The organism is Ruegeria sp. YTSC003, assembly GCF_059609785.1.
This window is the reverse complement of the sequence record NZ_JBXWMK010000004.1, coordinates 223880-239303: the sequence shown is the minus strand read 5'-3', so window position 1 is coordinate 239303 and position 15424 is coordinate 223880. Positions and strand designations below refer to the sequence as shown.

Here is a 15424-nt window from a genome sequence, read left to right as displayed (position 1 = left end):
TGCATTGGACCGGACGTGTCACGTTTCTTTGGACCTGATTTCACTGTGCCCTCCCAAGCGTTTTCAATACGGCCTGAAGTCTCTTGCGCCCCGCATCACCAGCGCTGTTCACGACAACCTTGTCGCCATTCAGAAAGATGAAACGGTCGGCGATCTGCATGAATGAGCGATCCGCCGTTGCGATTATCACAGTCCTGCGCCCTTGCTGCGCGCGAATCCAGTTTCTGAAACACATCCGTCGATGATCAGACAGGCCGTTGGTTGGCTCGGAAAACAGATAGACCGAAGAAGGGCGCGCCATGCTGCGTGCAAGAACCAGCGACTTTAAGGTTGCCGATGGCATCTGCGCCAGGTCACTGTCGGTCAAACGAGTGTCGATGCCGTCTGGCAGAAGACCTTGGTCATCCAGCAAATCCATATCAGTCAAAGCAGCTATAATATTGTCATCATTGAGAGACGGCGAGGCCAATCGAAAATTCTGGGCGACGGTGCCGTAGAACATCGACATGTCGTAAGTGGCGTAGGTTATGGATTTACGCAATTCGTCCCTAGCAATTTGACGAATGTCGATGCCGTCATGTTCAATCGTACCTGCCAGAGGCGCGTAAAGGCCGTCGATCAGATCCAGCACCGCTGTGCGACCGGCCGCATCGCTGCCCATGACCAGCACCACTTCGCCCGGATCACAGTTGAAACTGGCTTGCGAAAGGACAGGCGCGTTCAAAGGGTCCGGCCGGTACGTGACCGAAGAAAACGCAATCGCGCCGCTTAATGTTTTTTGATGCGTTTGTTCCAGCCCCACCTCGATCTCCACGCCAAGACTAAGGACACGATCCGCCTGATTTCGACTGCTTCGGAAGGAAAGGATCTGGGGGAAGCTGGAATACAGAGACTGAATCGGCGCCAGAATTTTGGACACCAACGCAATCGAGGCGATCAACGCGCCAAAGCTGATATCACCGCGCAACGCGCCATGCGCACACAAGATGATGGCCCCCATCGTCGCAAGTGCCGTAACGGATTGAACCAATGATTGCGCAAGCGCCTGAAACTGACGGCTGCGGCGCGCGGCCGCTTCTGCGCGCTCTGCAAGCGGCATGCAGCGGTCCAACCATTGGTTTTGCATCCCCAGATTTGCAATGGCCCGCTGGTGAAGAATAGCGTCCTGAACGCCCGTCTGGCTAGCGGCGGCGGCCTCTGTCGTTTTTTGATCCAACCGTTTTTGATGTGGGATGATGATTGCGCCAAGCAAGACAAGAAAGACCGCCAAGCCGAGCGTCAGCAGCGCGACCTGCGGTGCGAGATATGCAAGGACCGCAAAGGAAATCACCACGAATGGCAGATCCAGAAGGGTCGTCATGACCTGCCCGGTAAATGCATCGCGCAACGATTCGAATTGGCGAAAACGCGATAGCTGTTGGTTTACATCCGTTTTCCCGAGCTGGCTCAGCGGCAGTGACATCAGTTTGCGAAACAGCGCAATCATCAACTGACGCTCTCCACGCCAGCCAACATATGCCAACGCCCGCGTGCGCGCATGGCGGAAGCACAGGTCTGACGCACCCACAATCACCACACCGATCATCAGCGAAACCAGCAAACTAACAGAACCCGACGGGATGACCCGCTCATAGATGCCCATGATCAGCAATGGCGCCATAAGCCCCAGAACGTTGGACAACAACGAGGCGATCAGCAGCCAGGGCAACATCGGGCCTAATTCTGCGAATGCCGAGCGGACAGATGTGAACCGCCTGTCTGTCTGGTGATGCGTGAAGCGGTCGATCCGGATGACGGTGCACCATCGGCGGCCGGGCTTGAGGTGGTTCAGATCTGGGTTCAGATCTTCGCTGATTTGCAGCGTGCCACCTATCCGATCCAACGCAAGGTAGCAGGCACCATTGTCCGGTATTATCAATGCCGGGCATTCGTGATCCGTGATCTCACGTTCACGACATCTGATCTGCGTGTAGGGGATATGGAGGTTTTCCAACGTCTCGAAAATGTCAACCGGGTGGAGCCGATCCAGCACGTGCGGAAACGCCTCAAGCAGCCGGTCTTCACTATTGCGCCACCCACCCGCCGAAAGCAGTCTAAATAGCATCCCGCTTGCAATCTGAGTGTTCATTACGGTCATGCAGCACCCTTTTTCCAGGCTTCCGCGGCAGTGCGTTCAAGATCTGCGTCCACCGCCCATGCCGCCAGATCTAGGGCGTTTGAAGAACTTAAGCGAACGCACTTGTCCGTTATCTTCCTCATCCGAGGGTCCGGGCTTGCAACAAATATCGTGGGCCGCGGTGACACGGATTGGAGGTAATCCGCCAAAGCTTGGCGTTCCGTTGTATCTAGAACCGCTGTTGGTTCATTCATCAAAAGCACCCGCGGCCGCAGCGCCAAGGCCCGTGTCAATGCAATGAGATGCCGGTTCACCGGGTCGGCCTCAAACCCGGTTCCGGTGTTAAGCTGGGTTGCATAACCCATGGGCAAACGGTGAATGCGTTTCTCTAGCCCAAGGGCGAGGGCAACTTGCTTGGCGCGATCAACGGTCTCTGCGTCACCAAAAGCGCTGATGTTTTCAAGCAGTGTTCCCGACAGGATCGCGGGCTCGGCTTCGAGCGCAACCAGCGCGTCCTGCCCGCGCCACCCGATCAACTGTGATGCCCGCAAGCCGCCAATGAACAATCTACCCTTATCTGGCTCTCGCTGCCCCGTCATTGCGTCAAACAAAGCTGCGACCATCCAGCTTTCTTCGGGCTCAATCAAAACGCCATGCCCTTGCTCCACCTGAAAGTTGAGGGGCAAGAAAGCTCTCCCCTTTCCTTTTAAACGGCGCATGGACAAACCGGACACCTTGATCTGACCCAAGTGATCGCAGGAAAGCCCTGCACTTTGCCCGATTTCAAGCTGTTCCATTTCGTTCAATCGTGCTTGTGAAATGGCAGAGTTTTCCGACTGAACCCACATCGCCATGAGTTTGGTCAAAGGCTGGATAATTCGGCCATTCAACAGCATGCAGGCAGCCAATTCGGCGATACCGATCAGGTTGATGATCACCAAGTAGGCCCCCAGCAGCCCCATCGCGGCAACAGTCATCTGCGAGAAAATGGCTCCAAAGCTTTGTGCGAAGCTCGAGAAATGGATCAGCTTTTTGCTGATATCGACGGTCTGATCTTCAAGCAATTCAAAGCGGCGGGCCATTTGTGGCTCCATCCGGTTTGCCTTGACCGTGGGCATGTTCGACAAAATCTCGGACAAGAACGCGTATCGGTGTGTGTCTAAGGACTTGCGGTGCTTGAACAGAGCCCACTGCCCCCGCTTCATGACCGCTGCGAAGATGATCACAACGCAGGCCGCGCCCAATGGCACCAAAATCAGCCACCCCCCGATCAATCCGATCAAAATCGCAAACAAGACCGTAAAGGGCAGATCAATCGAGAGTGTTTGCCCTTGCCCCGAATGGTAGTCCCGCAACTGGCCGATAGCTGCGTAGCGTTCCACATAATTACTGGCGGGTTCGCGCGAGAAAGCCAAAGAATTCGCGTTCAGAACTTTGGTCATAAAGCGGCGGTAATTCCAGACCGCTGCCCCCTCAGCCGTGGTTGTCAAAAGGACGGCACGGCACTGTCTCAGCATCAGCTCCATACCGGCACCGATCACCAGTGCCACCGTCAATACGCGCAGCGTGTCTGTAGACTGAAATGGGATAACCCGATCGAATATCAGCAAGATGGAAATCGGCGTCAAAAGCGACAGAACATTCATAGTCAGAGAGGCAACCCAAAGCGGGATATCAAAGTGAGGAGCCGAAATGCGACCAACAAATCCACGCGGTTCCATGATGCTTTCCACCCCCTTGGTCATTTCAGCAGGAGTGGTCGGTTTCCGTTTAAGACCCGTAAATTCCCCGGCGCATCTTGCCTAGGATTTACCTTTAAATTTAAACGCTTAGTTACCAAATATCGACGGACACGTGTTACCAAATTCGGTGAATCAGTTGTTGTTTGGGGAATTGTGCGATGGGTAAACAAGAGAACGACCTGAATTTTCACACAAGGTCCGCACAGGCGGATATGGACGAACAACACGAGATCGCCTCTCATCTTTCCCGCAATGTTGTCGGGCCAAGCGAAGATCCGACGCGCAGTTCGTTACACACAGGCCAACAGTTCTCTGGGACAATGGAACCTAGCACTCGGAGCGAAGGTGCCCCGGAAGAGTTGAACCCACGCACCGTGCATGCACAACAATCCGGCAACGTCACAAACGCTGATCCTGTCGCCCACACTTTGCATTCAACGAGCTCGTCGGCTGGGTCAATTGCACAGAACCCCAAGGCAGAGGCGACGGAAATTGACGAAAGCGCCGCCGGAATGGAAACATTCCGTGCTGCAATTTCAACGCCCCAAACAACCGAAGGTGTGGCAAAAACCCATGTAAGCGGTCCGGCCTCTCGTCCAGAGCCGCCAAGCGTACCCAATCTGGATGCAGCGCCGGCAGTTTCAACCGACACACAGACCGAAAACAACCCGCCACAAGAGGTCACTCTGGAGAACACATCTGTTGCGGAGAACGCCAATGGCGCGGTGATCGGAAACATTTCCATCGTGGACCCGGATGCATCGGACACGCACAACATTGACATCTCAGACGACCGTTTGGACATCGTTGACGGCAAGTTGCAGCTAAAGCCTGGCATTGTTCTGGACCATGAGGAAGCGGCACAGATTGAGGTCGACGTCACAGTCACAGACTCTGGCGGGGCCAACCTGACCGAGCGTTTCATCGTGGACGTTCAGGATGTGAACGAGGGTCCGACAAGCCTTGTGCTGGATAACACTTCTGTCGCCGAGAACGCCAGTGGCGCAGTGATCGGGAACATCTCCATTGTGGACCTGGATGCGTCGGACACGCACAGCATTGACATCTCAGACGACCGTTTTGACATCGTTGACGGCAAGTTACAGCTAAAGCCCGGCATTGCGCTGGATCATGAAGAAGCGGCGCAGATAGAGGTCGACGTCATCGTCACGGATGCTGGCGGGTCCACCCTGACCGAGCGTTTCACAGTAGACGTTCAGGATGTGAACGAGGGTCCGATACGTCTTGTGCTGGACAATACCTATGAAAACCTCATTCAGAATGGCAGTTTCGAAGAATTTGACTTGGATAAAGGCAGGTGGAAAGGCTTTGGCTCGGATGAAAGCGGGTCCTGGCAAGACGCGCATGGAATGGAAATCTGGGATCATTTAGGCGGTACGAGTGCATCCGATGGCGATCAGCTGCTCGAGATGGATCATGGTCGGGGCATCGACAGTATTTCCCAGGTCGTCCAGACAGAGGATGGTCAACTCTATGATCTGGGCGTTGACCTGCGTGAGCGTCTAGCAGGTGGAACCGATACGGTCGAGGTCTATTGGAACGGCAATCTGGTGGCGGAGCTGGACCCGCAATCCGCAGATTGGGAAACGTTCCAGCTGCAGGTCGTTGGGACCGGACAAGACACGCTGGAACTGCGCGAACCTGAGGGACAGAATGATACCTACGGTGCCTTGGTTGATAACATCACACTGACCGCCGCAGAGCTGACCGTAGCCGAAAATGTTGATGGGGCCGTTGTCGGGCAGCTCAGTTTTGAGGATCCGGATCAGGACGACACCCATAGGTTCGAAATCTCGGATGACCGGTTCGAAGTCATCGGTGGTCAACTGCGTCTGAAACCCGGTGTTGCGTTGGACTATGAAGAGGCATCCTCGGTCACCGTTGATGTCACGGTGATCGACGCAGGCGGGTTGCGTCACTCCGAAAGCTTTACTGTCAATGTGGCGGATACGGACGAGATGACGTTTTCGTCAGGGTTTCACGCCAAATATTTCGACGTTGATCATCGTCTTTCCAAACTGGAAGACATCAACTGGACCGCAGAACCGACCCATGAAGAGGTTACGTCCGAAATCAACTACGCTAACGGTCACGACACATTTTGGGATGGAGGCGCGAAAGACACGTTCGGCGTCCAGATCAATGGCAGCATCGAAGTTGAGCAAGGCGGAACATTCACTTTCTTTCTGGGCGCCGATGATGGGGCGATGTTGGTAATCAACGGCCAACAGGTCGTTGAAAATGACGGGCTGCACGGGTTTCGAACTCGAACAGGTGAAATTGAGCTTGAACCGGGAACACATTCGATCGAAATCCGATACTTCGAAAATTGCGGCCGGGCTGGACTGAAGCTTGAATGGGAGGGCCCAGGTCTTGACGAACGTGAGGTGGTTACAGCCCCAGACGTGTCCGCGGCCCAAACCGTTTCGGGCGTGCCACTTGCCATTGGTGTGGATATGGGAACGCTCAGCGTGACCGATGAAACCACGTTCGAACTGACAGGTCTGCCGACTGGAACAATTGTCGAGGCTGGCGGAATCGCATTCGCGGCAAATGTGGACGGGATCGCAGAGATGGAAGGCTGGCAAGGTGAGATGATCACCATAACACCGCCGCCAGAATTTGCGGGAACAGTCGAAGCAGCCCTGCATCATTCTACGCCGACCAGTGAAAACAGCAGTCACGACGGCGTACAATACCTGACTTTCGAAGTAACTCAGGCTGACCTGCCCTCACCAGATGCCAAAATTGTGGGCGGGTTCCGCGCAAGTTATTTTGACATGGACAACAGGTTGTCAAAGCTGGACGACATCGACTGGTCCGCTGACCCGACGCAACAGGAATTTGTGCCTGAAATCAATTTTGATAACAGTCGCAACTCATTCTGGGAAGGCGGTTCAAGGGATACGTTTGGGGCAAAACTCGAAGGTAAAATCACAATAGAAGAAGGCGGCTCCTACACTTTTTTTGCCGGTGCGGACGATGGCGTAGCACTCTTCGTCAACGGCGTTAGGATCGTGGACAATGATGGTCTGCATGGGTTCCGAACGCGGTCCGGAAAAATCGACCTGGAACCCGGCACTTATGATATCGAAGTTCGGTATTTTGAGAATTACGGTCGTGCAGGATTGAAATTGGAATGGGACGGGCCGGACACAACGGGGCGCGAGCTTTTGCAAGCTGACCCAGACCCATATGTCAGCGAAAACGGGACGATCGAAGTCGCAATCGAGATGGACCAAGCAAGTGATCAGGCTGCTGTATCTTTAGAAGGGCTGCCACCAAATACTTTGCTGATCAGCGGTGAGGATTCACTGATGACAGATGGCGGCTCTGCGGATCTATCTGGCTGGGATCTCGACTTTCTTGAGATTTCCCCGCCCCCAGGATTTCAAGGCGCAATCGAAGGGGAAATCTTGGTGACGGACACCGGATTTAACGGGGCGCAATTGACTTCAGTGACTTCCTTTGCTCTGGACGTCGGGCAAACAGATGAAATCGCAAAAGACCTTGCCCCTGATCTGTCCGAAACGCTTGCTGCAACAACACTGGTTGAACCGCCCGCGCCGTGGCACTTGGATTTTGCGCAAAGTGACGCGGAAACCGGCGGCGATGTTATGGCCGAAGCGGTAGTGACCAACCCGGGCTCTGAGATCTCGTGTATCCAGACCGAAGCCTATGAGCGCATTGATTGGTAACAGCACTCAGCTATGTTTGCGGGCCACGATCCAAGTTGGGTTATAGGTCAGGGGCACGCCATCATCATCGCCAAAGTGTCGGATATATTGTTCCGAGAATTGGGCAAGACTGGTTTTGGTCCAGACCTTCTGCGCGCGCCCGTTGACCCCAGTTCTTCGAAGGTGATTGAGAACGTCTCGGGGCGTATCAAAGCGCAATGCAGAGAGAATTTCGCCGCAACTGATAATCTCTAACTGGCCTTCGACCGCCGCGGCCAAATCTTCAGATCGGCACAGGCCCGGCGCTTTGGCTGTGGAGCCGACTTTCACCAGCTCCCGGTACTGTTCTGGTCCAAAGCCTGAAACCGCCAACCACCCTCCAGGAGCCAATGCGTTGGCCGCCTTTTGCAAGAAGGCTGCGGGATCAAACAGCCATTGGATCATGGATGCGGAAATGACCAAATTGGGTTGAGATGGCCATTCAACAGTTTTGGCATCACCACACAAAAAGTCCGCGCCGACCGCTGTTGCGGTCTCAGCCGCTTCGGGCGACAGGTCATTGACCGTCAACTGACCAATGTCGAATGCGCTACACACCCGATGCGTGAGGTGGCCGGTACCACACCCAAATTCCAAACCGGCCGGGAAACGGTCCGGCCCGCCGCCGGCCCGCATCTCATGGACCAGCCGATCCGCGATTTTGGCCTGCTGGCTCGCTGATCTGTGGTAGCTGCGGAAACTGCGACTGAAACTGCGCTGGACGCGGTCTGCGATCTGTACGTTCATGCGGCCCACTCCTGCCAGTTCTGACCGTCGCGAAACGGGACATGCGGGGTGGCAATACCACGCACGGCAGATTGTTGGTGCGCCCATGCCGCCTCTTGCGCCGGCGTTGGGATAATTCGGTCCCGCTGGGGGATCCAAATCCGGTCAAACGCCACCTCGGGTGCGCCACCACGGTCGATCACGGCGTGAAGCTCTGCCTGCGCAGCCTCCAGATCAATTTCGGGAACCGGCCCGTTCAATCCGGCGCGGCGACAGAACTTTGCGAAACTGGCTGCGGTCAGGTTTTCCGCCGTGGCGCGGATCATATCCGGTGCGATGCCACGCTCGGGGTCAGCCGGACATAGCGTGCCGCTGACGGCAATCAGCCGATCGGGACAAAATCCAGTTTGCGTCAGCCAGTGGCCCGCAGATGCGACACCAAAAGAAAAGGCAATCAGATTGACCCGGTCATATTGCGCAATATCAGGCAGAGGATCGTCAAGGTGGCGGAAGTCGTCGACGAATAGCACATCACCGCGCCCTGAAAGCCCAGCAAAAGGCGCAGCCCCCAGCGCCCAACCGCCAAAGATCAGGATCAATTCATCCGTTCCGGAATGCGATAACCACCGCTGTTTCATGACATGCCTTTGACGAGCGAGATCATGGCCGATGTTACACGGCTCAATTCATTCGCAGAGATGATGTAAGGCGGCATGCAATAGATGTTGCGGGCAAACGGGCGCAACCAAACGCCGGTATCGGGTGCCAGCGCATGCGCAACCGCGGGATCAGCCCATTGCTCCATTTCAATGACCCCGATCGCGCCAAGCACGCGCACATCGGCAACGCCTGGCAATTCACGTGCGGGGGCAAGTTCTTGCTTGATCTGGTCGGCGATCGCGTGCACTTCGGCGCGCCAATCTCTGACCGATAGTTGGTCCAGACTGGCCACCGCGGCAGAACAGGCCAGCGGGTTGGCCATATAGGTCGGGCCATGCATCAGAACGTTTGCTTCGCTTTCGCCAATTCGGCGCGCGACATCTTCAGTCGTGGCGGTCGCGGCCAGAGTAATATGTCCGCCTGTCAGCGCTTTGCCCATGCAGATGATGTCAGGAACCACTTCGGCATGACGCATCGCGAACAGTTCGCCCGTGCGACCAAACCCAGTCGCGATTTCGTCAAAAATCACAAGAATTCCGTACGCTTTACACAGGTCTTGCGCGCCTTTTAACCACTTGGGGTGATAGAAATACATGCCACCCGCGCCCTGCACCACAGGCTCAAGGATCAGGGCCGCGATCTGATCGGCCTTGGCTTCCAGCAGCTCAGCCAGTGCATCCAGCCCATTCAGGGTTGGATCATCCGTCCATTCCTGATCAAACGATATCGGTGGGCGGGGCAGGAAATGTTGGATCGACAGCGCGCCGCTGAACAGCCCATGCATCCCATTCTCGGGGTCGCAGACGCTCATCGCTTTCCATGTGTCCCCGTGGTATCCGCCGCGAATGGTCGCAAATTGCGTGCGCCCCGTGTGACCCAGCGCCATCTGATACTGCACAGCCATTTTCAAGGCGACTTCAATCGCGACCGATCCGCTATCGCTGTAGAAAATGCGATCCAGCCCGTCAGGCAACAGCTCGACCAGCTTGCGACCCAGTTCAATAGCGGGTCGATGCGTCAGGCCACCGAACATGACATGGGGCATTTGCCGCAGCTGTTCCTGCATCGCAGCAGTAATGGCCGGATGACGATGCCCGTGCACCGCACACCACCACGACGACATAGCATCGATCATCCGAGTGCCGTCTTCCCGGGTCAGCCATACCCCTTCGGCCTCGGTGATCAGATGCATCGGACCGGGGTTCAGAACATTCGTATAGGGATGCCACAGGTGGCGGGCATCAAACTCCAGAGCGGTCACAAAGCTCTCCGAATTGTTGCTGTGTCAATCGCATCGAAAGCATCCGACAGCGTTTCTCGCGACAGGGTTTCAAGATACGGCAAGCGTCCCAAATGGGTAACCTGACACATCTCGGCGATGGTCTGTTCAACCTCTGGCTCAGCGTCGCCTACAAACGCTACGCCGACGACGTTGCAACCTGCTCCCCGCAAAGCCATCAGGGACAGGCTTGTGTGGTTGATCGTACCCAATGCGGTCCGGGCCACCAGAACCACGGGCGCCCGCCACACCGAGATGACATCAAGGAAAAAGGTCTTGCGGTTCAGCGGCACCATGATCCCGCCTGCCCCCTCGACGACCAGGGGTCCGTTGACCTGAGGCAGCGCAAGCCGATCCGGCGAAATCTCGACGCCCATGTCTTCGGCCGACAAATGTGGTGAGGCTGGCATGTTCAGGCGATAGGCTTCCGGCAAAATTACAGCACCGGAAAGCGCCGCGACGGTTTCTGTGTCCGTTGCATCCTCAAGCCCGGATTGCACCGGCTTCCAATAGGTTGCGCCAAGCGCGGCCGTCAGGCCCGCAGCAAAAACCGTTTTTCCGACACCAGTGTCGGTGCCTGTGACGATTACAGCGCTCATGCCGCCTCCGTCTGTTGATGCGCCAGTGCTTCGAACAGGGCGCTTATGTCATCCTTGCCCACGTTGCCGGTGATCGACACGCGCAGGCGCGACGTGCCCCGTGGCACGGTCGGCGGCCGGATACCACGGACATCAAAACCTTTGGCCTGTAACGTTGCGGCCATTTCCATGGTTTTGGCGTCATCGCCCAAAATTATGGGGATAATCTGGCTGTTCAGCGCCTCTTGGGGTGTTCCGATCTGACGTGCAACGGCATGCGCGTGGCGGGTGCGGGACAGGGCGTTCAGGGGCAGCGAACTATCTGTTTGAAGATGCTGCAGAACCACGCGAACAAGGGCCGCATTGAGCGGAGATGGGGATGTCGCAAAGATAAACGGGCGCGCGCGGTTGATCAATGTTTCGATCAACACCCGCGGGCCACAAATCAGCCCTCCAGAAACCCCCAACCCTTTGCCGCATGTGTGCAAAGTCAGCAACTCAGCCTTGAGGCCATGCGCCAGACCCTTTCCGTTCGGGCCAAATACTCCGGTCGCATGAGCCTCATCCACGATCAATATGGCACCGTGTTCACAGGCCAGATCAGACAGCGCAGCCAAGGGCGCAATGTCGCCCTCCATGGAATAGATGCTTTCCACGGCGATCCAGATTTGACCAGACCCGCCTTTTGCCAGCCACGCCTCAATGGCCAGACGCGCTGCGGTCACGTCATTATGAGCAAAGGCACGTGTTTGGCCACGTCCCATCCGCATGCCTTCATGCGCGCTTGCATGAACCAAAGCATCGTAAAGGATCAGATCTTCGGCGGCAGGAAGGGTCGAGAAAATCGCCTGATTGGCCTGGAATCCTCCGCCCATGAACAAAGCAGCCTCAGCATCAAAAAAGGCGGCGGCCTCGTGTTCAAGCGCCTCATGTTCGGGATGATTGCCCCGCAAAAGACGGGAACCACCGGATCCCAGCGGCACGCCCTGCGCCAATGCCGTTTGCGCGGCAACGCGAAGGAATGCCGATTGCGCCAAACCTAGGTAATCATTGGACGCAAAGTCCAGACCGCGCCGTGATGCCAACACCCGGCGACGGTGCCGGGTGTCCAACAGTTCAAGCATCGAGTTCAATCGACTCAGTGCTATCATTCAGCAGCATCCAAACAGGATTTTTCGGCCGATGTTTCCGCCTGCAACCCAAGCTTGGCAAACAATATGGCATCAGTGTCTTCTTCGGGGTTTTCTGCCGTCAAAAGCGTTTCACCAACAAAGATCGAGTTCGCACCGGCGAAGAAGCACATGGCCTGCAATTCCTCACTCATATCGCTGCGCCCTGCGGACAGACGAACATAAGACTGCGGCATCATTATCCGCGCCACGGCTATTACCCGCACAAAGTCGATCGGGTCGATGGGCTTCGCGTCTGCCAATGGTGTGTCTTCCTGCGGCATCAGCATATTGATCGGCACTGAATCCGGCGCCGGGTTCATATTGGCCAAAGTGACAAGCATATCGACCCGGTCCTGAACCTCTTCGCCCATTCCGAGGATACCGCCGGAACAGACTTTGATACCCGCTTCCTGCACACGGTTCATCGTGTCAATCCGGTCCGCAAAGGTGCGTGTGGTGATGACTTCGGGATAATACCGCTCGGACGTGTCGATGTTGTGGTTATAGTAATCCAGCCCCGCATCGCGCAAACGGACCACCTGATTGTCGTCCAGCATGCCAAGGGTCATACATGTTTCCATCCCCATCTCGCGCACGCCTTCGACCATGGCAACAAGGGCATCCATATCCCGGTCTTTGGGTTCGCGCCACGCAGCGCCCATGCAGAACCGGGTTGCCCCACCGTCGCGAGCCTTGCGCGCTTCGGTCAGAACGCGCTGAACCTCGATCAATTTGGAGGCCGACAGCTTTGATCCGTTCCGCGCCGATTGCGAGCAATAGGCACAATCCTCGGCGCATCCACCGGTTTTGATCGACAATAGTTTGGATGTCTGAACCTTGTTGGGATCAAAGTTTTCGCGGTGCACAGTCTGAGCGCGAAACAGCAGATCCATCAACGGAAGGTCATACAACGCTTGGGCAGCTTCGCGGGACCACAGCGGGGAGGTGTTTTTCATTTTATAGATACTTTTCGAAAACTCTCATGGCTGCGCATACTTTTATAGATAAAGATCGTTATCACAACCAGATTCTACCATCTGCGTCACTCAGGCGGAAAAACGCGGATGCTTGCAATGGTCCGCTGTGCCAACGCCGCTTCAGCAAACGATGCGGAACATTCTATCCCAATGCGGCTGCCGCCATTTCCGCAATATGCACCGCGCGAAAATCAACCGTCTCAAATCGACACATGTTGCCATGATTGGGTAAGCAGATCACAATGGGCATCAGTACCAAACATTCCCGCATGCGCCGCGCCGCTGCAAACGCGTTGGATACCAGTGTCACACGGTTGTTTTGTAAGTTATGCAGAAGGCGCGTTAGCCAACATATTGAAAGGTTCCGAATGACCTCCTCCAACCATTTTTCGATGTCTCGCCGCCAGTTCCTTGCCACAACCACGGCCAGCGCCGCCGCAATCACCCTGCACCCTTTTTCGGCCGCCGCTGCCGACAATCAGGCGCATCTTCGGATCATGGAAACCACCGATATCCATGTGCATGTCTTCCCTTATGATTACTACGCAGACAAGCCGCGCGATACGGTAGGCCTGTCGCGCACCGCATCGATCATCAATGACATTCGGTCAGAGGCAACCAACTCGTTGCTGGTGGATAATGGCGACTTTTTGCAGGGCAACCCGATGGGCGATTACATCGCTTATGAGCGTGGTATGAAAGAAGGCGACAGCCATCCGATCATCGCCGCATTCAACACCGTAGGCTATGACGCCGCTACTTTGGGCAACCACGAGTTCAATTACGGTTTGGATTTTCTGGAAAAGTCACTCGCCGGCGCTGATTTCCCTGTCGTGTTGGCCAACGTCGCCAAAAAACAGGGTGCAGGGCCACGCGATGATAAGACCCTGGTCAAGCCTTACGCCATTCTGGACCGGGAAATTGAAATGGGCGACGGCAGCAAGCATCCAATCAAGGTCGGCGTCATTGGCTTTACACCACCTCAGATCATGAATTGGGATCGCAAGCATCTGGAAGGCAACGTTCAGGCCCGAGACATTGTCGATACGGCGAAAGCCTATGTACCAGAAATGCAAGAGCAAGGCTGCGACCTGATCATCGCCCTGTCGCATTCGGGTATCGGTGAGGCAGACCATGCCGACGGGATGGAGAACGCCTCAGTCGCGCTGGCTGGCGTCGATGGCATTGACGCGCTGGTCACAGGCCACAATCACCTGGTCTTCCCTTCGCCCACCTTCGCGGATCGTCCAGGTATCGACGTCGAAAAAGGTACCTTGCTGGGCAAACCAGCGGTCATGGGCGGTTTCTGGGGCTCGCATCTGGGTCTGTTGGACCTGCTGCTGGAACGCGACGGGAACGAATGGCGCGTCGTAACAACGACGTCCGAGGCGCGCCCGATCTCAAAGCGCAACGAAGATCGCTCAATCACTGCGCTGGTTGGCGACGACCAGACCGTGCTGGATTCGGTTGCCAAAGATCACGACGAAACACTGGCATATGTTCGCCGCGCCGTAGGGAAGACGTCCGCGCCTTTGCACAGCTATTTCGCGCTCGTCGCGGATGATCCGTCGGTGCAAATCGTGTCGATCGCACAAAAATGGTATGTTGAAGAGATGATGAAGGGCACCGAGCACGAGGGGCTGCCCATCCTATCAGCCGCAGCCCCGTTCAAGGCCGGTGGCCGTGGTGGGCCAGAGTATTATACCGATGTTCCAGTGGGCGATGTGGCAATCAAAAACGTGGCTGACCTGTATCTCTATCCGAACACCGTGCGGGCGGTCCGCGTGAACGGGGCACAGGTCCGGGGTTGGCTGGAGCGTTCGGCAGGTATGTTCAATCAGGTTGAGCCGGGCTCGGCCGACGCAATTCTACTGAACCCGGAATTCCCGTCCTACAACTTTGATGTTATGGACGGCGTGACCTATCAGATCGACCTGTCCCAGCCCTCGCGATTTGGACCAAAAGGCGAAGAGGTGAACCCAGATGCGGCTCGGATTGTGAACCTTTCCTTCAACGGCACGCCGGTTACGGATGATATGGAGTTCATCATCGCCACCAACAATTACCGCGCGTCTGGCGGTGGGTCCTTCCCGGGCGCATTGGGTGACACGATTGTTTTCGAGGCCCCAGACACCAACCGCGACGTCATCGTGCGTTACATTGTCGAACAGGGCACAATCGATCCAAAGGCGGACGCCAACTGGTCCTTCGCCCCGCTCGCAGATACCACGGTGCTTTTCGAAACCGGCCCCAAAGCGCGCGACTATATGAGCGACGTCAATGGAGTGGTGATCGAAGACGCCGGCGAAGGCGCCGATGGTTTCGCCGCGTTCCGCATCAAGCTTTAAACGCCAGAACTTATAAACCGACCGTCACCCCGACCAATGGGTGGCGGTCGCGCACCAAAGATGACGAATTATTCGATCACTTAAAACCG

General features: G+C 56.0%; 10 protein-coding genes. 2 read left to right on the top strand and 8 right to left on the bottom strand.

Annotated features, from left to right (window positions below; all coding sequences use genetic code 11):
- Positions 1 to 40: 40 nt before the first annotated feature.
- Positions 41 to 2137, bottom strand: a complete 2097-nt coding sequence (locus AC2FFH_RS10310) for a peptidase domain-containing ABC transporter (protein ID WP_496844360.1) — start codon at positions 2135 to 2137, stop codon at positions 41 to 43.
- Positions 2134 to 3861 carry an ABC transporter transmembrane domain-containing protein gene (locus AC2FFH_RS10305; RefSeq protein WP_496844359.1) on the bottom strand — a complete coding sequence of 576 codons (1728 nt, stop codon included), beginning with the start codon at positions 3859 to 3861 and terminating at the stop codon, positions 2134 to 2136. The genes AC2FFH_RS10310 and AC2FFH_RS10305 overlap by 4 nt, the downstream gene beginning before the upstream one ends.
- Before the next feature lie 155 nt (positions 3862 to 4016).
- Here AC2FFH_RS10305 and AC2FFH_RS10300 point away from each other — a divergent pair, with 155 nt between their 5' ends.
- Positions 4017 to 7577 carry a PA14 domain-containing protein gene (locus tag AC2FFH_RS10300; protein ID WP_496844358.1) on the top strand — a complete coding sequence of 1187 codons (3561 nt, stop codon included), beginning with the start codon at positions 4017 to 4019 and terminating at the stop codon, positions 7575 to 7577.
- A gap of 6 nt (positions 7578 to 7583) precedes the next feature.
- Here AC2FFH_RS10300 and AC2FFH_RS10295 read toward each other — a convergent pair whose 3' ends face one another.
- From AC2FFH_RS10295 to bioB, 6 genes are read right to left on the bottom strand one after another with little or no spacing between them, the layout of a single operon-like run.
- The gene (locus tag AC2FFH_RS10295; RefSeq protein WP_496844357.1) at positions 7584 to 8342 is read right to left on the bottom strand and encodes a methyltransferase; all 759 of its coding nucleotides are present in this window, start codon (positions 8340 to 8342) and stop codon (positions 7584 to 7586) included.
- A complete protein-coding gene (locus AC2FFH_RS10290; protein WP_496766453.1) occupies positions 8339 to 8959 on the bottom strand; it encodes a pimeloyl-ACP methyl esterase BioG family protein in 621 nt (206 codons plus the stop codon). The genes AC2FFH_RS10295 and AC2FFH_RS10290 overlap by 4 nt, the downstream gene beginning before the upstream one ends.
- On the bottom strand, positions 8956 to 10242 hold the full coding sequence (gene bioA / locus AC2FFH_RS10285; protein WP_496844356.1) for an adenosylmethionine--8-amino-7-oxononanoate transaminase: 1287 nt from the start codon (positions 10240 to 10242) through the stop codon (positions 8956 to 8958). The genes AC2FFH_RS10290 and bioA overlap by 4 nt, the downstream gene beginning before the upstream one ends.
- Positions 10239 to 10859, bottom strand: coding sequence for a dethiobiotin synthase (gene bioD, locus AC2FFH_RS10280; RefSeq protein WP_496844355.1), 621 nt, complete (start codon positions 10857 to 10859; stop codon positions 10239 to 10241). The genes bioA and bioD overlap by 4 nt, the downstream gene beginning before the upstream one ends.
- Positions 10856 to 11989, bottom strand: coding sequence for an 8-amino-7-oxononanoate synthase (locus AC2FFH_RS10275; RefSeq protein ID WP_496844354.1), 1134 nt, complete (start codon positions 11987 to 11989; stop codon positions 10856 to 10858). Before AC2FFH_RS10275 ends, bioD begins: the two co-directional genes overlap by 4 nt.
- On the bottom strand, positions 11986 to 12966 hold the full coding sequence (gene bioB, locus AC2FFH_RS10270) for a biotin synthase BioB (protein ID WP_496766445.1): 981 nt from the start codon (positions 12964 to 12966) through the stop codon (positions 11986 to 11988). Before bioB ends, AC2FFH_RS10275 begins: the two co-directional genes overlap by 4 nt.
- Positions 12967 to 13355: 389 nt before the next feature.
- Here bioB and AC2FFH_RS10265 point away from each other — a divergent pair, with 389 nt between their 5' ends.
- Positions 13356 to 15335, top strand: a complete 1980-nt coding sequence (locus tag AC2FFH_RS10265) for a bifunctional 2',3'-cyclic-nucleotide 2'-phosphodiesterase/3'-nucleotidase (RefSeq protein WP_496766443.1) — start codon at positions 13356 to 13358, stop codon at positions 15333 to 15335.
- Positions 15336 to 15424 lie beyond the last annotated feature (89 nt).